General features: G+C 66.5%; 11 protein-coding genes. 2 read left to right on the top strand and 9 right to left on the bottom strand.

Annotation, left to right across the window (positions count from 1 at the left end; all coding sequences use genetic code 11):
- Window positions 1–157 precede the first annotated feature (157 nt).
- A complete protein-coding gene (locus VG543_RS13370; RefSeq protein WP_019661476.1) occupies window positions 158–1,834 on the top strand; it encodes a long-chain fatty acid--CoA ligase in 1,677 nt (558 codons plus the stop codon).
- A gap of 200 nt (window positions 1,835–2,034) precedes the next feature.
- Window positions 2,035–2,904: a crotonase/enoyl-CoA hydratase family protein gene (locus VG543_RS13365; protein WP_423178524.1), complete on the top strand. Its 870-nt coding sequence runs from the start codon at window positions 2,035–2,037 to the stop codon at window positions 2,902–2,904.
- Window positions 2,905–2,916: 12 nt separating this feature from the next.
- On the opposite strand, the gene VG543_RS13360 is transcribed toward VG543_RS13365, so the two are convergent.
- The 9 genes from VG543_RS13360 to recJ all read right to left on the bottom strand — a co-directional run bounded on the left by VG543_RS13360 (window position 2,917) and on the right by recJ (window position 19,512).
- Window positions 2,917–5,640 carry a response regulator gene (locus tag VG543_RS13360; RefSeq protein ID WP_111097833.1) on the bottom strand — a complete coding sequence of 908 codons (2,724 nt, stop codon included), beginning with the start codon at window positions 5,638–5,640 and terminating at the stop codon, window positions 2,917–2,919.
- A 1-nt stretch (window position 5,641) separates the two neighbouring features.
- A complete protein-coding gene (locus tag VG543_RS13355) occupies window positions 5,642–6,781 on the bottom strand; it encodes a response regulator (RefSeq protein ID WP_019661474.1) in 1,140 nt (379 codons plus the stop codon).
- Between the two features lie 205 nt (window positions 6,782–6,986).
- Window positions 6,987–8,498, bottom strand: a complete 1,512-nt coding sequence (gene lysS, locus VG543_RS13350; protein WP_423178523.1) for a lysine--tRNA ligase — start codon at window positions 8,496–8,498, stop codon at window positions 6,987–6,989.
- A gap of 187 nt (window positions 8,499–8,685) precedes the next feature.
- On the bottom strand, window positions 8,686–10,326 hold the full coding sequence (locus VG543_RS13345) for an acetolactate synthase large subunit (protein WP_423178522.1): 1,641 nt from the start codon (window positions 10,324–10,326) through the stop codon (window positions 8,686–8,688).
- Window positions 10,327–10,388: 62 nt separating this feature from the next.
- Window positions 10,389–11,774: an NAD-dependent succinate-semialdehyde dehydrogenase gene (locus VG543_RS13340; RefSeq protein WP_021202066.1), complete on the bottom strand. Its 1,386-nt coding sequence runs from the start codon at window positions 11,772–11,774 to the stop codon at window positions 10,389–10,391.
- 611 nt (window positions 11,775–12,385) lie between these two features.
- Window positions 12,386–13,168: a helix-turn-helix transcriptional regulator gene (locus VG543_RS13335; RefSeq protein WP_423178521.1), complete on the bottom strand. Its 783-nt coding sequence runs from the start codon at window positions 13,166–13,168 to the stop codon at window positions 12,386–12,388.
- Between the two features lie 153 nt (window positions 13,169–13,321).
- Window positions 13,322–14,447 (bottom strand): peptide chain release factor 2 gene (gene prfB / locus VG543_RS13330; protein WP_134735681.1). Its coding sequence is split into 2 segments (ribosomal slippage): window positions 13,322–14,371 and window positions 14,373–14,447, totalling 1,125 coding nucleotides; the frame shifts between segments, so codons are not numbered across the junction.
- 253 nt (window positions 14,448–14,700) lie between these two features.
- Window positions 14,701–17,610, bottom strand: a complete 2,910-nt coding sequence (locus tag VG543_RS13325) for a VIT domain-containing protein (RefSeq protein WP_423178520.1) — start codon at window positions 17,608–17,610, stop codon at window positions 14,701–14,703.
- A 144-nt stretch (window positions 17,611–17,754) separates the two neighbouring features.
- Window positions 17,755–19,512 (bottom strand): single-stranded-DNA-specific exonuclease RecJ, encoded by a 1,758-nt coding sequence (gene recJ / locus VG543_RS13320; protein WP_423178519.1) that lies wholly within the window; start codon window positions 19,510–19,512, stop codon window positions 17,755–17,757.
- Window positions 19,513–19,544: the final 32 nt, after the last annotated feature.

Here is a 19,544-nt window from a genome sequence, read left to right as displayed (position 1 = left end):
GCGCCAGGCCATGCCCGGCGCCGTTTGACGCGTTCGCACAATGCGCCACGCAAACCCCTCTTCGCGTTTTCCCTACGGCGGGGTATGCTGCAATGAACGGCCATTGTCGATACGCTCGGGGCCGAACCTAATACATCACGATTCCTGGAGGGGGAATATGAGTCTGGATCGTCCCTGGCTGCAGAGCTATCCGAAAGGCGTTCCCGCCGAAATCGACGTCAACGAGTTCCATTCGGTAGCTTCGGTCTTCGACGCTTCCGTCGCGAAATTCCGCGACCGTCCCGCCTACTCCAGCTTCGGCAAGGTCCTCACCTATGGTGAGACAGACGCGCTGGTCACCCAGTTCGCCGCCTACCTGCTGGGTGAGCTCAAGCTCAAGAAGGGTGACCGCGTCGCCCTGATGATGCCCAACTGCCTGCAGTACCCGGTGGCCACCTTCGGCGTGCTGCGCGCCGGACTGACCGTGGTCAACGTCAACCCGCTGTACACCGCGCGCGAACTCAAGCACCAGCTGGTCGACGCCGGCGTCAGTGCGCTGGTGGTGGTCGACAACTTCGGCGACACCGTCGAACAGGTCATCGCCGATACGCCGGTCAAGCACGTGGTCACCACCGGCCTGGGCGACCTGCTCGGCGCCAAGGGCGCGATCGTCAACTTCGTACTGAAGTACGTCAAGAAGATGGTGCCCAACTACCACATCAAGGGCGCCGTCCGCTTCAGGCAGGCCCTCAAGCTGGGCAGCCGCCACGCGCTTCCGCCTGTCGAGATCGACCACGACGACATCGCCTTCCTGCAGTACACCGGCGGTACCACCGGCGTGGCCAAGGGCGCGATGCTGACCAACCGCAACCTGATCGCCAACATGCAGCAGGCGTCGGCATGGCTGTCCACTTCAGGCATCGAGCCGGGCAAGGAAGTGATCATCACGGCCCTGCCGCTGTACCACATCTTCGCGTTGACCGCGAACGGCCTGGTCTTCATGAAATTCGGTGGCTGCAACCACCTGATCACCAACCCGCGCGACATGAAGGGCTTCGTCAAGGAGCTCAAGGGTACCCGCTTTACCGCCATCACTGGTGTCAACACGCTGTTCAACGGCCTGCTCAACACCCCCGGCTTCGACGAGATCGACTTCTCCTCGGTCAAGTTCACCCTGGGCGGCGGCATGGCGGTACAACGTGCCGTGGCCGAACGCTGGAAGAAGGTCACCGGGGTGACCCTGGTCGAAGCCTATGGCCTGACCGAGACCTCGCCGGCAGCCTGCATCAATCCGCTCACCCTGCCCGAGTACAACGGCGCCATCGGCCTGCCGATCCCGTCCACCGATGCCTGCATCAAGGACGACAACGGCAACATCCTGGCGCTGGGCGAAGTGGGTGAACTGTGCATCAGGGGCCCGCAGGTGATGAAGGGCTACTGGCAGCGCCCGGAGGAAACCGCCACCGCCATCGACGCCGACGGCTGGCTGCACACCGGCGACATGGCGAAGATGGACGAACAGGGCTTCTTCTACATCGTCGACCGCAAGAAGGACATGATCCTGGTGTCCGGCTTCAACGTGTACCCGAACGAGGTCGAGGACGTCATCGCGATGATGCCCGGCGTGTTGGAAGTGGCTGCGGTCGGTGTCCCGGACGAGAAGTCCGGCGAGGTCGTGAAGGTCGTGATTGTGAAGAAGGACCCGAACCTGACCGCGGAAATGGTCAAGGAACATGCCCGGGCCAACCTGACCGGTTACAAGCACCCCAGAATCGTAGAATTCCGAAAGGAGCTGCCGAAGACCAACGTCGGCAAGATTCTCCGTCGCGAGCTGCGTGATACGCCCGCCCAGTAAGGGTTTCCGGGCAACACGACAGTACAGGGGACCCCGCCGGAGACGGCGGGGTCTTTTTATTGCCGGAACATGGCCGGCCCGGCGCTTGCGGGCGGTTCACGACGGGTGCATAGAATCAGTCGCCGCCGCATGTTCAGCTCGCCCCCTCACTCCTCTCCGTCCGCTCTGCGGTTGGCCGGACGGTCACACGGAGAACTCCCATGTCTGCAGTACGCCCCATCATTACCCGTCCCTCGCAGCACCCTACCCTGCGTATCACCGAAGAACCCGAGCGGGACGTTTACTGGATCCATATGCACGCCAACCTGGTCAACCAGCCAGGCCGGCCGTGCTTCGCCTCGCGCCTGGTCGATGACATCGTCGACTACCAGCGCGAACTGGGCGATCGCCTCAGCGCCTCGCACGCTCTGTCACCCCATGTCGTACTTGCCTCGGACAGCGACGTGTTCAACCTGGGCGGCGATCTCGAACTGTTCTGCCGCCTGATCCGCGAGGGCGACCGCGCTCGCCTGCTCGACTATGCCCAGCGCTGCGTGCGCGGCGTGCATGCCTTCCATGCCGGCCTGGGCACCCGTGCCCACAGCATCGCCCTGGTCCAGGGCAATGCACTGGGGGGCGGCTTCGAGGCCGCACTGAGCTGCCACACCATCGTCGCCGAGGAAGGCGTGTTGATGGGCCTGCCGGAGGTGCTGTTCGACCTGTTCCCCGGCATGGGCGCCTACTCCTTCCTGTGCCAGCGGATCAGTCCGCGGCTGGCGGAGAAGATCATGCTGGAAGGCAACCTCTACACCGCCAGCCAGCTGAAGGAAATTGGCCTGGTCGACATCGTGGTGCCGGTGGGCGAAGGTGTTGCCGCAGTCGAACAGGTGATAAAGGAAAGCCGACGCATCCCGCACGCCTGGGCGGCGATGCGTGAGGTCAACGAGATCGCCACCATGGTGCCGCTGCATGAAATGATGCGGATCACCGAGATCTGGGTAGACACTGCGATGCAGCTCGGCGAGAAGTCCCTGCGCACCATGGACCGGCTGGTACGGGCGCAGGCCCGACGCAATGGCGACCCGGCCTGATCGTCTGGCGGGTCAGGACGGGCTGCGCTCGCTGTCGTCGCGGTGCGGTGCCCCCGCACTACGGGCAGCCAACGCATTCCTGCCGTTGCGCAGAGCGGTCGCCAGGCTGCTGAGGCGGGCGCTCCATTCACCCTTCAGCTGCCAGTCCGCCATGCGCATGATTTCGCCACTGGAGGCGGCAACCTGGACAAGCCCCAGGTTGCTCGCCACACCGCGCAGCGCGTGTGCATGCTCGCGGAAATCCTCCCAGGCCTGGCGCTCGCCGCAGCCCTGCAGTTGGCCCATGCTCGCGTCGACGTCCGCCAGGCATTGGTCGATGAACTTGCGTTCGAAGCCATCGCCCATGCCCAGCGACGCCAGCTCGTCCAGCACTGCGGTATCGAGCACGCCATCGCCGACCGGCAATGCAGGCACCGACTGGATGCCGGGCTCGGCGCGGGTGTTGGCGGCGACATCGGCCAGCACTTCCAGCAGGCGGGTGGCCACCACGGGCTTGGCAAGGAAGGCGCGGGCGCCGGCCTGCTCACAACGCAGGATGGACTCGGGGGTGACGTCTGCGCTCAGCACCATGACCGGAACGTAAGGCATGCCGCTGGCCTGCATCACCCGCAACTGCTTGAGCAGATCCAGTCCGCTCATGCCGGGCATGTGCAGGTCGACGATCGCTGCGTCGTAACTGGCCTGCTCCAACGCATCGAGCACTTCGGCGCCGCCGTTGACGCAGGTGACCTTGTGGCCGGCCTTCTCCAGCAGCCGCTGCAGCACCATGCGGTTGGCCTCGTGATCGTCGGCCACCAGGACCCGCAGGCTGCGCACCCGTGCACGATGGCGCAGGAAGGGGTTGGAAAACGCGATGACATTGCCGGCTTCAGCCACCTCGGACGGAACCGCCGGGGCTGATGCGGTCTCTGCGACGTCCAGCGTGATCTCGACCCAGAACACGCTGCCGCGCGGGCTGTTCGGTACATAGCCGACCTGCCCGCCCATCGACTCGACCAGGCCCTTGGCAATGGCCGTGCCCAGGCCGGTGCCCTCATGGCGACGGGCCAGGCCGACATCACCCTGCTCGAAGGCATTGAACAGGCGCCCACGCAGCGCCACCGGCACGCCGATGCCGGTATCGACGATCTCGAATCGCAGGCGCATCCGTTGGCTGCCCGGCGCGTCCGGGCTCGACACGCGCAGATGCACGTAGCCGCTGTCGGTGAACTTGACCGCGTTGCCCATCAGGTTCAGCAGGATCTGCTGCAGATGCCCGGCATCACCCAGCAGGCGCGGCGGCACGTTGTCGTCCACCTGCACGCGATAGTCCAGCGACTTGGAGCGGGTCTGCGGGGTCAGGATCAGGTTGATCGCCTGCAGCACGTCGGCCAGTGCGAACTCGTGCGACTCCACGCGCACCTTGCCGGCTTCGATCGCGGAGATGTCCAGCACCTCTTCCACCAGTGCCAGCAGGCTGCGGGTCGAGGCCTGGATCGTGTTCAGGCACTCGCGCTGTTCGTCGTCCAGGCGGGTGGTGGCCAGTACTTCGGTCATGCCCGCCAGCCCGTTCAGCGGCGTGCGGAACTCATGGCTCATGTTGGCCAGGAAGCGGCTCTTGGCTTCGTTGGCCTGGCGCGCCTCGGCCACCGCCCGGGTCAAGGCATGCAACAGCGAATCGAAGTACAGCGGAATCGCGCCCAGGCCCAGCAGCAGGCCCCAGCCCAGGTAGTCGTGGCTGCGCCAGTAGGGCGACAGCATCACCGTGCACAGGAACGCCAGGCAGCCCATGGCCGTGGCCACGCGCAGGTAGGTGCTGCCGTAGCGCATGCCGTTGCCGATCGTGACCCACAGCATCACCGCATACAGCGGTGCGGCCGGCTCGCCCTGGATCGTCATGATCCAGGCCATGCAGGTGTAGTCGGTCAGCATGCCGATCACCCGGCGCACATGCGACACGCCCGGATTGACCAGGATCGCGGCCAGCAGGCCTGCGGAAATGGTCAGCTCGAAGGCGAGGATCAGCCACGTCGCAGTCAGCGCCTCACCGCCACCGCTCAGCGAGCGCCAGCCGAGATAGCTGATGAACAGCGCCGTGATGATGATGCGGATCAGGTTCTGCGCGTGCTCGCTGTCCTCGCGCCCGGACAGGCGCTGCTTGAAGCGGGCCAGCAGCGAGCGCTTGTCGGAGCCAGTGGCGGGCGTCGTATCCATGGTCGGATGTCGCATCCTTCGGCGCAGCAGGGAGGAGCAGCACAACGGTACCGCCAACAGCCCCAGCCACAGTGAAACCGCCAGGCCCAGGTTGGCCTGCCAGTAAGGGGTCAACAGCACCGTAGTGCCGAAACTGGCCATGGCCAGCACGACGGCAGCGGCCAGGTACCGCGGCCCGAAGCGCAGGCCGTTGCCCACTGTCACCCACATCACCACCGCATACACCCACGCCAGCGGCTCACCCATCTGGATCATGCCGATCGCGATCAGTCCGTAATCGGCCAGCATCCCGGCCACCCGTCGCGGGTCCGAGCGCTGCGGCCTCCACAGCAGCCAGCCGAACAGCAGCAGCGACAGGCCCAGGCCGGTCACTACCGTTGCCAGCACGCCCTGGTACTGATCCAACCGGTGCAGGCGGGCACCGGACAGCAGAACATAGATCAGGATCAGCGAGATCAGCACCACCCGCACGATCGCCTGGCCATGTTCCGAATCCGGACGCTGCGCCAGCCGACGCTTCACGCGTGCGAACAGGTCCTGCATGTCACCCACCCGGTCGCGTCGATGCCGTCGAGTGCTGGGCGCAGATGTCCATCAACTGCTGGCGGCCGCGCATCAGCGCATCCACGCAGCGTGGATCGAACAGGCGGCCACGCTGTGCGTACAGATAGGCCAGTGTGGCTTCCATGGTCCATGCTTCCTTGTACGGACGGGGTGAGATGAGTGCGTCGAAGACATCGGCGACAGCAACGATCCGCGCTTCCAGCGGGATCGCTTCGCCGACCAGGCCGTCGGGATAGCCGCTGCCGTCATAGCGCTCGTGATGGCGCAGCGCGATGAGCGCGCCCACCTGGATGAAACGGTTCTGGCTGCCACTGAGCAGCTCGTGGCCGATGCGTGGATGCCGGCGCATGATCGCCAGCTCCTCGTCATTGAGCTTGCCCTGCTTGAGCAGCACCGCGTCGGGAATGGCGATCTTGCCCATGTCATGCAGCGGTGCGGCCATCTCGATCAGGCGCACGTCGTCTTCGGGCAGGCCCAGCTGCTCGGCAATCAGCCCCGCCACGCGCGCCATGCGTTCGAGGTAGGCACTGGTGCCGGCATCTCGGAACTCGATCGCCCGTGCCAATCGCGACAGGGTCTCGCGTTCGCGTTCCTCGACCTCGTGCATGCTGGCCAGCAGGCGCTGCTCCAGCGACAACGCGCGCTGCTTCACGTTCTCGGTCTGCTGGCGCAACTGGAGCAGGTTGTAGCAGCGCGCGCGCAGTTCGCGCGGGCGGATCGGCTTGACCAGGAAGTCGATGACGCCGGCTTCCAGCGCCGCCTGCCGGATCGGCTCGTCGCCGACCACGGTGATCAGGATCACCGGGATATCGCGGTGCTTGGGCAGGCGACGGAAACGGCGGGCGAACTCCAGCCCGTCCATCTCCGGCATGCGGTAATCGAGCAGCAGCAGGTCGACCGGGTGCGCCTCGCACCAGGCCAATGCGGTCAGCGGATCGCCGAAGTCATGCACGCTCAGTTCCGGCGCGATGTCTTCGATGACGTGACGCAGCATCGTCCGCGCGGACGTCTGGTCGTCAACAATGACGATGTTCAACGCGTACTCCGCCTGGTTTCTCGACCATGCTGGATCATCAGCAGGCGAGGATACCCTGCCGCTGCGAACGCTCGCACCCTGCATCGGCCCGACTCCCGTGTCATGCGTCCCGGTTCATGATCGTCATCACACTGTGAAGCGGACTCTCCACAATGCGCACTCCCCCTGGCGCCGATCAAGCCATAACAGACGTCAAGGTAGTGCATTAACGATACGCCGAGTGCGGGAGGCGTCAATCGCGCCGTCTCATTTCGCGACGGCGCGCACAAACAGGGGTCAAAAAGACGACTTACTGCTCCGGACGCATGTACGGGAACAGCAGCACGTCACGGATCGAGCTGCTGCCGGTCAGCAGCATCACCAGGCGATCCACGCCGATGCCGAGGCCGCCGGTCGGGGCCATGCCGTACTCCAGCGCACGGATGTAGTCGGCGTCGTAGTGCATCGCCTCGTCGTCGCCGCCTTCCTTCGCGGCCACCTGGGCCTGGAAACGCTGCGCCTGGTCTTCCGGGTCGTTCAGTTCGGAGAAGCCGTTGGCCAGCTCCTTGCCGTTGACGAACAGCTCGAAGCGATCCGTGTAACCCGGGTCGTTGTCGTTGGCACGAGCCAGCGGCGAGACCTCCACCGGGTGGTCGGTGATGAAGGTCGGCTGGATCAGGGTGTGCTCGACCGTGGCCTCGAAGATCTCCAGCAGCAGCTTGCCCCAGCCGTAGGACGGCTTGACGCGGATATTCAGGCGCTCGCAATGGCGCAGCAGCGCGTCGCGGTCGGTGCAGTCGGCGACGGAAATCTCGGGGTTGTGGTGGCGCACCGCCTCGTCCATGCGCCAACGGCGGAACGCCGGGCCCAGGTCGATCTTCGCCCCGTCCCACTCGACCTCGGTGCTGCCGTTGACGGTCTTGGCCACGTCACGGATCACGCCTTCGGTCAGGTCCATGATCTCGTTGTACGTGGCGTAGGCCTCGTACAGCTCCATCATGGTGAATTCCGGGTTGTGGCGGGTGCTGACGCCTTCGTTGCGGAAGTTGCGGTTGATCTCGTAAACGCGCTCCAGGCCACCCACGGTCAGGCGCTTGAGGTACAGCTCCGGCGCCACACGCAGGTACAGGTCCAGGTCCAGCGCATTGTGGTGGGTGGTGAACGGCTTGGCCGCCGCGCCGCCGGGGATGTAATGCATCATCGGCGTCTCGACTTCCAGGAAGTCGCGGCTGTCCAGCCAGGCGCGCATGGCGCGGATGATCTTCGAGCGCTTGATGAACACCGCGCGCGATTCGGGGGTCACGATCAGGTCGACGTAGCGCTGACGATAGCGCTGCTCGACGTCGGCCAGGCCATGCCACTTGTCCGGCAGCGGGCGCAGCGACTTGGTCAGCAGGCGGATCGATTCGGCCTTGACCGACAGCTCGCCGGTCCTGGTGCGGGTCAGGCCGCCTTCGACGGCGATGATGTCGCCCACGTCCCAGCCCTTGAAGGCGGTATAGGCATCGCCCAGCACCGTGCCCTGCAGGAACAGCTGGATGCGGCCGGACTCGTCCTGGATCTGCGCGAAACTGGCCTTGCCCATGATGCGCTTGGCCATCAGGCGGCCGGCCATCTTCACCTGGCGGCCATTGCCTTCCAGCGCCTCGGCGGTCCACTGTTCGACATCGGCGAACTCTTCCTGCAGGCGGCCGGCGAAGTCCTCGCGACGGAAATCGTTCGGATACGCGATGCCCTGCCCACGCAGCGCTTTGAGTTTCTCACGGCGCTCGGCGATCAACTTGTTTTCGTCGACGGGGGGGGTATCGGTAGCTTCGCTCATGGATCTGCGGGAATCGTGTAGTGAGGGGGATCTTGCGCCCGGCACAGCCGGTTGCCCAGCATACCAAAACCGTCCAGCCCCAGCCCCAGCCCCAGCCCCGCCGCCGCCCTGCCCCGGTAGTCGCCAACCTTGGTTGGCGGTCCCTGTGTCGACCAAGGTCGACACCCACCGGAGCGCGGCGCCGGCGTCAGCCGTTCCCGGGAAACGCCTGCCGCAGCTCGTCCACCAGCACCCGCTGGTTCTCCGAGTAATCGATCGGCACCGACACCAGGTGCACCCCGCCCTCGTTGAAGGCCACCTCCAGGGTCGGGACGAACTGCTCGATGGCCGTCACCTCATGCCCCTTGCAGCCATAGGCCTCGGCATACTTCACAAAATCGGGATTGCTGAAGGTCATGCCGTAGTCGGTGAAACCATCCACCGCCTGCTTCCAGCGGATCATGCCGTAGGCACCGTCGTTGAGGATCAGCACCACCAGGTTCAGGCCCAGCCGGCGCGCCGTCTCCAGCTCCTGGCTGTTCATCATGAAGCCGCCGTCGCCACACACCGCCAGCACCCGCCGTTGCGGGTACAGGATCGAGGCCATGATCGCCGACGGCAGGCCCGCGCCCATGGTCGCCAGCGCGTTGTCCAGCAGCAATGTGTTGGCCACCTGGGTGCGGTAGTTGCGCGCAAACCAGATCTTGTACATGCCGTTGTCCAGCGCCACGATGCCGTCCGGCGGCATCACCTGGCGCACGTCGTGCACCAGTCGTTGCGGGGTGAAACCAGCGTCCTCGGCGCGATCGGCAAGGTGCTCGAGGATGGTCGCGCGCAGCGGCAGCAGCGCATCGGCATGGGGCACCGCGCCTTCGATGCGGTCGGCCAGTTGGGTCAGCGAACGGCCGATGTCACCGATCACTTCCACCTGCGGGAAGTACACCTGCTCCACCGCCGCCTGCGAGTAGCCGATATGGATCACGGTCGGCCCGCCTGGACGCATCACGAATGGCGGCTTTTCGGTGACCTCATGGCCGATGGTCACGATCACGTCGGCCTGGTCGATGGCCATGTGCACGTAGTCGCGTTCGGTCAGCGCCGCGGTACCCATGTACAGGCCCGAGCCGCCGGCCACCGCACCTTTGCCCATCTGCGTGGTGAAGAACGGAATGCCGGCGCGTAGTACGAACGCCGACAGCGCCTCGCTGGACTGCGGCCGCGACGCCGCCGAAGCGATCATCAGCAACGGCCGCTTGGCATTGCGGATGATCTCCGCGGCGCGGTCCAGCGCCTCGGGGCTGGCAATCGGCCGCTCCACCGCATGCGGCGGAATCAGCGACACCCCTTCTACTTCATCGGCGGCGATATCCTCGGGCAGCTCCAGCAACACCGGGCCCGGGCGCTCCTCCTGGGCCACACGGAACGCTTCGCGGACGATGGTCGGGATGGTGCGCGCCGAGACGATCTGCCGCGCCTGCTTGGTCAGCGGCTTCATCGTGCTGACGATGTCGACGATCTGGAAGCGTGCCTGCTTGCTGGCCACGATGCCCTTCTGGCCCGTGATCATGATGACCGGCCACGCACCGAGCAGCGCGTAGGCGGCGCCGGTGGTGAAGTTGAGCGCGCCCGGACCGAGCGTTGCCAGGCATACGCCCGGCTTGCCGGTCAGGCGGCCATACGTGGCCGCCATGAACACCGCCGCCTGTTCGTGGCGGGTGATGACCAGTTCGATGCTGGAATGGCGGAGCGACTCGACCACGTCGAGGTTTTCTTCGCCGGGAATACCGAAAATGCGCTCGACGCCTTCGTTCTCAAGTGCGGCGACGAGCAGATCTGAACCCTTGGACATCGGATGCCGTCCTTTGTGCTGGACTGATGGTGGATCGTTGCAGGAAGGATGAGAGCCGCGTGTCAATGCTTGTCGAACCACACTGTCTGCGCGTTGACGAATTCACGGATGCCGAAGTGCGAGAGCTCGCGGCCGAAGCCGCTCTTCTTCACGCCGCCGATCGGCACGCGGGGGTCCGAAGCGGAGAAGCCGTTGACGAACACACCGCCGGTCTGCAGCCGACGCGCAAGCTGCATCGCACGGGCGCGGTCGCCGGTCCACAGGTTGCCGCTGAGGCCGAACTCGCTCTGGTTGGCCAGTTCCACCGCGTGGTCGGCATCACGGGCGCGGCTGATCGAGGCCACCGGCCCGAAGGTCTCGGTATCGAAGGCCTGCATGCCCGGCTCCACGTCGGCCAGCACGGTGGGGGCGTAGAACGCGCCCGGGCGATCCAGCTGATGGCCGCCGACCAGCAGCTTCGCGCCGGCCTCCACCGAGGCGCGTACCTGCGCATCCAGCTGTTCCAGCAAGTCCTGGCGGGCCATCGGGCCGATGCGGTTGGCCGGGTCGCGGCCATCGCCGATGCTCAGTGCCTGCACCTTCTGGCAGAACTGCGCCACGAAACGGTCGTAGACCGCGTCTTCGACGATGATGCGCTTTCCGGCGATGCAGACCTGCCCGGTGTTCTGGAAGCGCGAGGCGACCGCGGCATCTACGGCGGCGTCCAGATCGGCGTCGGCCAGCACGATGAACGGATCCGAGCCACCCAGCTCCAGCACTACCTTCTTCAGTGCCTGCCCGGCCTGGGCGGCGATGCTGCGGCCGGCGGCCACGCTGCCGGTCAGGGTGACGGCGGCGATGCGGTCATCGGCGATCGCACGGCTGGTACCCTCGCGGCTGATGTTGGCGGCGATGAAGGTGCCTTCCGGCAGCCCGGCATCACGCCAGGCGGCATCGAGCAGTTGCGCGGTGCCGACGATGTTCTCGGCCGGCTTCAGCAGGAAGCCGTTACCGCCCATCAGGATCGGTACCGCCGCGCGCATCACCTGCCAGTACGGGAAATTCCACGGCATGATGCCCAGCACCACGCCCAGCGGCAGGTAGGACACGTAGGCCTTGTCATCGGGCACCTGGGTCGGTTCGTCGCGCAGGAACTGCGCGCCGTGGTCGGCGTACCAGTCGCACAGCACGGCACATTTCTCGATTTCGGCCAGCGCTTCAGCTTGGACCTTGCCCATTTCGGCAGTGGCCAGCGCGGCCAGCTTCTCACGGTCTCGGCGCAGTACGGCGGCCATCGCACGCAGTACGTCTGCGCGCTGTTCCAGGCTCTTGACGCTCCAGGTCGCAAAGCCGACCTGGCCGCGATCGAGGATTGTTTCCAGCTCGGCATCGGTGGCAAAGGGATGGCTGGCGATCTGCCGGCCGGTGGCCGGATCGCGGGAAATGGCGGTGGTGGGGGCAGCGGACATGCAGGGCTCCTGGTGTCTCGACAACGGGCGGTGGCCCGTCTCCTGCGCAGGAATGTGGACCCGAATGGCGGAGGCAACAAGGCGTCTGCTTATCCTGTGACCTGCACTTACCTGTCTGAATGGGGATAGGTGCCGGCAGGGCTGCGCCCTGCACCCGCAGAGGCAACGGCAACAGCCGAAGCAACAGCAACAGCGGGCTATCCGTGGGATGGCGGGGTGGGTCCAGTTGCGGGAGACGCCGTAAACCCTTCCATGGGGGCTTGGCCGCGGCATCCATGCCGCGGACACTCCCGCAACCGCACCCACCCCGCCTTCGACGGTTTCCCGCGATCTGTCGGAAATACTCTTGGGAATTTCTTTCGATATCTGACAGATGTGTCGACCAAGGTCGACACCCACCAACAGCCGCGCGGAAACTGTCAAAGGCGGGGCGGTGTGGGTTGACAGGACCGTTGGCGCCATGGATGGCGCCATCGAGCCCCCATGGATGGGTTTACGGCGTGTCCTGCCAGCCCACACCGCCCCGCCATCCCAAGGATGCTCGCTGTTGCTGTTACTGTTGCCTTGGCTTGAAGCCTCTGCGGGTGCAGGGCGCAGCCCTGCCGACCAACCTACCTACGCGGCAGGTAAGTCACCAGGGAAAGATCGTGCCGGCTCTCCGGCACCAGCGCCACGTACTGCAGGTCCAGCACCCCCCGCGTGGGATGGTTCAGCTTCTTCGCACCTTCATCGAACCGCCGCACGTCGTGCTCCGGCCACCACTGGCGGAATTCTTCGCTGTGCGCGGCGAGGTCCTCGACCAGCGCCAGGAACGGCGCCTTGTCCGGCGCCTGCGCCATCGCCGCGCGGAAGCCGGCCAGCAGGCCGCGGGTCATTTCTTCCCAGTTGAGGATCAACGTGCGGTACGGCGGGTACAGGAACATCAGCCGCAGCGTGTTGCGCTCATGCGGCGCCAACTGGCTGTAGTCCACGAACAGATCGGCAATGGCCGGATTCCAGGCCAGGATATCGAAGCGGGTGTTGCGCACGTAGGCCGGGATCGGCTGCATCGCCTCCACCAACTGGCGCAGGCCATCGGTCACGCTCTCGTCCGGTGATTCCAGCGGTACGCCGTAGCCGGACAGCGCGAACGCGTAGGCGCGCTCGTCGTCGCTCATGCGCAGCACCTGCGCCAGCCGCTCCAGCACCCCGGGCGAGGCGCGCACTTCACGGCCCTGCTCGATCCAGGTGTACCAGCTGACGCTTACGCCGATGGCCAGCGCCACTTCCTCGCGCTTCAGGCCCGGGGTGCGCCGGCGCCCGGCCGGAAGGCCGAGCGTGGCGGGATCGACACGGGCGCGGCAGGCCTTGAGGAAGCCGCCCAGTTCCTTGCGTTCACTTTCGCTGCGCATCATCGCTACCGCCGTGCCCGTTGTAGCGTCGAGCCATGCTCGACGCATCTGCTACCCCGCGAAAAGCAGCTGAGCATGGCTCAGCTCTACAGGACGCGTGCTCGACCACCCTCGGCGTTGCGCACGAGGGTGACGATATCCGCGCAGGCGCGTCGATCAGGCATCGGCGCGCTTGGAGCCCACGGCCAGGCCGGCCTTCAGGCTGGCCTCGACGAACTCGTCCAGGTCGCCGTCGAGCACCTTCTGCGTATCCGAGCGCTCGATGCCGGTACGCAGGTCCTTGATACGGCTCTGGTCGAGCACGTAGTTGCGGATCTGGCTGCCCCAGCCGATGTCGGACTTGGTGGCTTCCACCGCGTCCTTCTCGGCGTTGCGCTTCTGGATCTCCAGCTCGTACAGCTTGGCGGCCAGCATCTTCATCGCGTTGTCGCGGTTCTGGTGCTGGCTGCGGCCGGTCTGGCAGGCCACGACGATGTTGGTCGGGATGTGGGTGATGCGCACCGCCGACTCGGTCTTGTTGACGTGCTGGCCACCGGCACCGGACGAACGGTACACGTCGGTACGCAGGTCGGCCGGGTTGATGGTGATGTCGATGTTGTCGTCGATTTCCGGCGACACGAACACCGAGGTGAAGCTGGTGTGGCGGCGGTTGTCCGAGTCGAACGGCGACTTGCGCACCAGACGGTGCACGCCGGTCTCGGTCTTCAGCCAGCCATAGGCATAGTCGCCTTCCACGCGCAGCGTGGCCGACTTGATACCGGCGACGTCGCCACCGGACACTTCCATCAGTTCGGTCTTCCAGCCGCGTGACTCGCACCAGCGCAGGTACATGCGCAGCAGGATCTCGGCCCAGTCCTGGGCTTCGGTGCCGCCGGCACCGGCCTGGATGTCGACGAACGCCGCCGCATTGTCCATCTCGCCGGAGAACATGCGCTGGAACTCCAGCTTCTCCACGTGGGCCTGGTGCTTGTCCAGGTCGGCGACCACGGCCAGGGCGGTGTCCTCGTCCTGCTCGGACTCGGCCAGCTCCAGCAGCTCGGTGGCATCGTTCAGGCCATCGAGCACCGAGGCGATGCCGCCCACGGTCTTTTCCAGGCTGGAACGTTCGCGGCCCAGGTTCTGGGCGTACTCGGCGTTGTTCCAGACGTCGGGGCTTTCCAGCTCCCGCGTTACTTCTTCAAGACGCTCTTTCTTGGCGTCGTAGTCAAAGATACCCCCGAAGCGACAGCACGCGATCGGTCAGATCGGTGATGCGCTGGCGGACAGGATTCAGTTCGATCATGTCGGCGGTTATGCATTCAAAAGATGACTGGTAATGATACCGCAGGCCGTGGGCGCCCGGAATGAGGGCCTGGGCCAGCGCCGGGGAGCCTCGAGCGTGATGTGTCGGCGCTGCATTCAGGCAGGCGGTACCCGCCTTGGCGCGGGGAGCCGGCCAGGCTGCAGCCCACCCCACACAGGGCCTCCTTGCCCCAGAGCGGCGTCGACGAGGGTCTTCCTTGGTCCACCCTCGGACGGCCACTTGGGGCAGTTGACTATTTAACCTCGAACTCGCCCACCAGCACGGTCTCGGCGCGGTCCTTCAGTCGCATCGTCACCATCTGATCCTTCTGCTTTGCCGTGCCCCAATGGGTGGTCAGACGCAGCATCAGTGTCGTCGCGCCGGTGACCAGTTGCTGGCGGCTGCCAAAGTAGTTCGCCTCCACCTTGTACTTGCCCGGCTTGGCGTTGCGCAGCGAGAACTGCTCGGGACCATAGCCGCCGGTGAAGTCCTGCGACATCTGCCCGCCCTGGTAGGTCAGGCGGTTGCCGTAGTAGGCGCGCTCGCCGTTCGGGTCGGTCACCCACAGGTCCATGTCGCTGTTGTCGGCATCCCAGGAAAGCACCACGCGCAGGTCCAGCGGCATCGCCTGCAGCAGGCGCGGGTCGATGCTGGTGGTATCCAGCCGGGGCGTGCTGCGGGCCACCAGATTCGTCAGTTCATCCAAGGCGATCAGGGCGATGCCATCGAAGCGGCTGTCCCACGGCCGCACCACCACCTGGTACAGCGGCGCCAGCGCCTGCTGCGGCTTGCCGGCCGCCGCCAGTGCCAGGCCGAGATCGCGGAAGCTCTGCGGTTCTTCCTGGCCCATCGCCAGCACCTGCTCGAACACCGGCACCGCCAGCGCGGGGGCATCGGCCTGCATCAGCCGATAGCCGAGCACGCGCAGCAGGTGGCGATTGTCCAGGTCCATCTCGGCCAGGTTCGACAACACACGCAGCGCCAGGTCGCGCTGACCCTGCGCCAGCAGCAGGTCGGCCACATCAAGGAAGAAGGCGCTGCTGTCGGCGTGGGCATCGCGCTCGGCCAGGTAGCGGTCATACAGTTGCGACGGCGGGCCCTGGCGCAGGCGCCGGGCGATGGCCGAGTCTGGCTGCCAGGCCGCCAGCTGGATGCCGAGCTCACCCTCGTTGGCGGCAGCGGGCGCAGCGACACGGCCACCCGTGACCGTGATTGAATCCAGGGCCTTGTTCGATACAGGCGCCGAGCGACGTGCACGCGCGCTGCTGGCTTCCATGCGCTGCTCGGCGGCGGCCATCGGGGCCGGGGCGGGCGGTGCCGCAGGGGCCGGCGCGGCGAGCATCGCCACCGGCGCCGATTCCATCGCGTAGTCCGCGGAGGCGACTTCCAGTGCCCCGCCCTTCGGCTGCGGCGGCATTCCCTTCGGCCAGCTACGGTTCCACCACTGCTGGCGCTCCTTCCAGTGTGCCGCCACTTCATCCAGACGCTGGCGATCAGCAGCGGCGCGGTCTGTCACCTGCCGTGCGAACCGCGCGTCGTAGTCCGCGCGCAGCTTGCCGGACGGACGGATGGCATGACGCAGGTAATCCTCCAGCGTCTCCAGCACGATCAGCGAGGTGTCCGGCCCGACCAGGCCAAACTGCTGCGACAGGCGCTGCATGGCCTCGCGGTTGCCGCGGCGGTCGACGGCCAGTTGCTGCAGGCGCGCCTGCGCCCACAAACCGGCCAGCAGTTCACCGTCCTTGCTCTTCTGCGTCGCTGGCAGCGCTTCCCACTCACCGTCGCCAACGCGCACCCGCATCGGCACACCGTCGGCTGCCAGTTGTGCGTGCAGCCACAGCCAGCCGTCGGCTTCACTGCGCCGATCGATCACTACATCCTGCACGCCGCGTCCCGCATCGACCTGCACATCCAGCGGCGATGCCAGCAACGCGTGCGCCGCCGCATCGACATCCTTGCCCAGCGCGACGAAGCGACCGCCATGCGCCTCACTCCAACCCCGCAGTCGCACGGCATCGGTGCGCGCGCCGGCGCTGCTGACCGCAAACAGGCGTTGATCCGGCGCCATCGCCGGCAGCTGTTCCGGCCCATAGGTCAGCAGGCCATCGCTGACCAGCAGGTATTCCTTCACGCCCGGCTGCGGCTGCCACTGTGCCAGCGCGCTGGCACCGTCCGGGCGCACGGCCTGCAGGGCTGCGCGCAGTTCACTCCAGTTGCCGGCGCGGATGCGGAAGCGACGCACCGGCTCGGCGCGATCGCGCAGCACGGTCAAGGCCACGGTGCCGTCGCGCAGCGCAGCGAAATAGCGATCCAGCAGGGCGAACTCACGTGTGTGATCGCGCTGGCCCGCCGAACCGGAGCCATCCCACAGCAGGCCGATTTCGCTCGGCAGTTTGCGCGGCGTGCTGCTGGCCGCCACCGGCAGCTGCGCCAGCAGATAGTGGCCATCCTGCCAGGGCGCCACCTGCACCTGTGCCTGGCGGGTCGCCGGCAGATCCCACTGCAGCTGCCTCGGCAGCTGCGCCCCCTTGCCCTGCCACTGCAGCTGGCCCGCGCTGATGCGGAATGGCGCCGTACCTGCGGTGGTCGTGCCAGGTGCCTGCAGTTTCAGTTCAACCGAGGCTGCACCGGCGGCAAACTGCAGCGGCAGCGTCCACTGCCAGCCTTGGCCGGCGAAGGCCAATGGCTCGCGGATCACCAGCTGCACGCGCCGGCTGCCGCCGGCCGGCAGCGGATAGATGCGCAGGCGGAACTGGTTGCCGGCGGTCTGTTCCAGCAGGCCCGGGTCAACGCCGCGGCGGGCAATCTCCTCGAACACTTGGCGGCCGCGGTCCTTTGGCACCGGCACCGCGTCACGCATCTCGCCGTTGATATCCAGCGCGAAGCCGCTGATCTGCTGGCCATCGGCCAGGGGGAACTGCAGCTCACCCTCCAGCACGCGCCGGTTCGGGTTGTGGAATTCCAGGGTGATCCGGGTCTGGGCGATGCCCGCCTGGACCCCGCCCTCGATGCGGGCGTGTCGCAGTTGGACCGCCTGCTCAGCCGCCGGTGCGGTCAGCAGCGGCGTGGCGGCCTGCGGCCGGGAGATCGGCGGCGACTGCGCGCCAGCGGGCCAGGCCGCAAGGGCCAGCAACAACACAATGCAGCAACGGGCGAAGACCATGACCGGACTCCAGTGGGATCGTGGACCCTTGAACGCACCAGCAGCCGTAACGGGGTTGGGAGACCCAAAAAGGGGACGGAGGGGATTAAGTCGCTTATGCCCTGTTTGCCAGTTGCGACTTAATCCCCTCCGTCCCCTTTTTTCTCAGGTGGGCAGGCAGTGCTCCACGATCAGCTGGATGGCGCTGCCGCCGCGATAGTCGTCGCAGGCCAGCCGGTAGGCGAGGTGCACGTGTCGGCCGGGCGCATTGCCGTGCCAGCCGCCGAAGTGGATCGCGTTGATCGTGCCAGGCACGCCCGGCAGGCGCAGTTCCAGCTTCAGGTGGCGCTCCTTCAGCACGCGCCAGTTGGCCACTTCGAAGTGGCCGTCGAACAGGGGTTCGGGGAAGCCCTGGCCCCATGGGCCGGCCAACCGCAGCGCATCGGCGTGGCGATGATCGAGCTCGTCCGCGGCCAGCTCGCCGTCACTGAGCACCTGCTGCTGCAGTGCCGCCGGATCGAGCATTTCCAGCACCACCGCGACGAAGGCGGCCTTGAAGTCATCGACGTGGTCACGCCGCAGGCTGAGGCCGGCCGCCATGGCGTGGCCACCGAAGCGTTCGATCAGGCCCGGATGGCGCGCATCGACCAGCGCCAGGGCGTCACGGATGTGCAGGCCGGGAATGGAGCGCGCCGAGCCTCGCAGGATCTCGGCGCCGGGTTCGGCCGGGGCGAAGGCGATCACCGGGCGATGCAGGCGATCCTTCATCTTCGATGCGACCAGGCCGACCACACCCGGATGCCAGTCAGCATCGAACAGGCAGGCCGCCACCGGTCGCTGACCGGCCATGTCCAGCACCACGCGGGTCAACGCCTGCTCGGCGTCGTCAGTCATCGACTGCTGCACGGCGCGCCGTTCCGAATTGATCTGCTCCAGCGTCTGCGCGATCTCGCGCGCCTGGCGCGGGTCTTCGGTCAGCAGCAACGCGATGCCCAGCGCCATGTCTTCCAGCCGGCCTGCGGCATTCAGGCGCGGGCCGAGCGCGAAGCCGATGTCGGTGGCCGTCAGCCGCGCGGCATCACGGCCGCTGGCTTCGATCAGCGCACGCAGGCCAACACAGCCCTGTCCCGCGCGCAGACGCCGCAGGCCCGCGCTGACCAGTGCCCGGTTGTTCGGATCCAGCGCCACCAGGTCGGCAACGGTCCCGACCGCCACCAGGTCCAGCAGCGTGGTCAAGTCCGGGCCCTTGCCATCCGCAAAGACACCTGCCTCGCGCATGTGCCGGCGCAGCGCCATCAGCACGTAGAAGATCACGCCGACGCCTGCCAGCGATTTGCTCGGGAACGCATCACCGTCCAGATTCGGATCGACGATGACATCGGCCGGCGGCAGCTGCGGCCCGGGAAGGTGATGGTCGGTGACCAGCACCTGCCAGCCGCGTGCCTTGGCCGCGGTCACGCCCGCATGGCAGGCGATGCCGTGATCGACCGTGACCAGCAGGTCCGGCTGCAGCGCGGCCAGCTCTTCCACCAGCGACGGTGACAGGCCATAGCCATGCACCATGCGGTTCGGCACCGCGTGGAAGACGTGTTGCGCACCGAGCATGCGCAGACCGCGCACGCCGACCGCACAGGCGGTGGCGCCATCGCAATCGAAATCGCCGACCACCAGGATGCGCTTGTCGTTGGCGATGGCCTCGATCAGCAGACCCACCGCATCATCGATGCCGGTCAGCAGCTCAGGCGCGTGCAGATTGCCCAGCTTCGGCTGCGCCAACTCCGGTGTACCTGCGCCACGGCTGGCATAGAGACGCGCCAGCAGCGGCAGCGTGCCCTCCGGCCAACTGCCGGGTACGACCGCATCGCGGCGGCGGATCATCGGCGTATCAGAGGCGGGCTGCACAGCATCGGCGGCAAGGGACATCGGCATCGCCGGTTACGAAAGACCTGCACATC

Source organism: Stenotrophomonas sp. CASM101 (assembly GCF_049384845.1).
GTDB lineage: Bacteria > Pseudomonadota > Gammaproteobacteria > Xanthomonadales > Xanthomonadaceae > Stenotrophomonas > Stenotrophomonas hibiscicola.
Note: the sequence above shows the minus strand (reverse complement) of the source record. Positions and strands in the feature narration are given on the sequence as shown.

Coding starts and splice junctions, on each gene's coding strand:
- VG543_RS13370 (WP_019661476.1), top strand. CDS start 158: ATGAGTCTGGATCGTCCCTGGCTGCAGAGCTATCCGAAAGGCGTTCCC.
- VG543_RS13365 (WP_423178524.1), top strand. CDS start 2,035: ATGTCTGCAGTACGCCCCATCATTACCCGTCCCTCGCAGCACCCTACC.
- VG543_RS13360 (WP_111097833.1), bottom strand. CDS start 5,640: ATGCAGGACCTGTTCGCACGCGTGAAGCGTCGGCTGGCGCAGCGTCCG.
- VG543_RS13355 (WP_019661474.1), bottom strand. CDS start 6,781: ATGCAGGGTGCGAGCGTTCGCAGCGGCAGGGTATCCTCGCCTGCTGAT.
- lysS (WP_423178523.1), bottom strand. CDS start 8,498: ATGAGCGAAGCTACCGATACCCCCCCCGTCGACGAAAACAAGTTGATC.
- VG543_RS13345 (WP_423178522.1), bottom strand. CDS start 10,326: ATGTCCAAGGGTTCAGATCTGCTCGTCGCCGCACTTGAGAACGAAGGC.
- VG543_RS13340 (WP_021202066.1), bottom strand. CDS start 11,774: ATGTCCGCTGCCCCCACCACCGCCATTTCCCGCGATCCGGCCACCGGC.
- VG543_RS13335 (WP_423178521.1), bottom strand. CDS start 13,168: ATGATGCGCAGCGAAAGTGAACGCAAGGAACTGGGCGGCTTCCTCAAG.
- VG543_RS13325 (WP_423178520.1), bottom strand. CDS start 17,610: ATGGTCTTCGCCCGTTGCTGCATTGTGTTGTTGCTGGCCCTTGCGGCC.
- recJ (WP_423178519.1), bottom strand. CDS start 19,512: ATGTCCCTTGCCGCCGATGCTGTGCAGCCCGCCTCTGATACGCCGATG.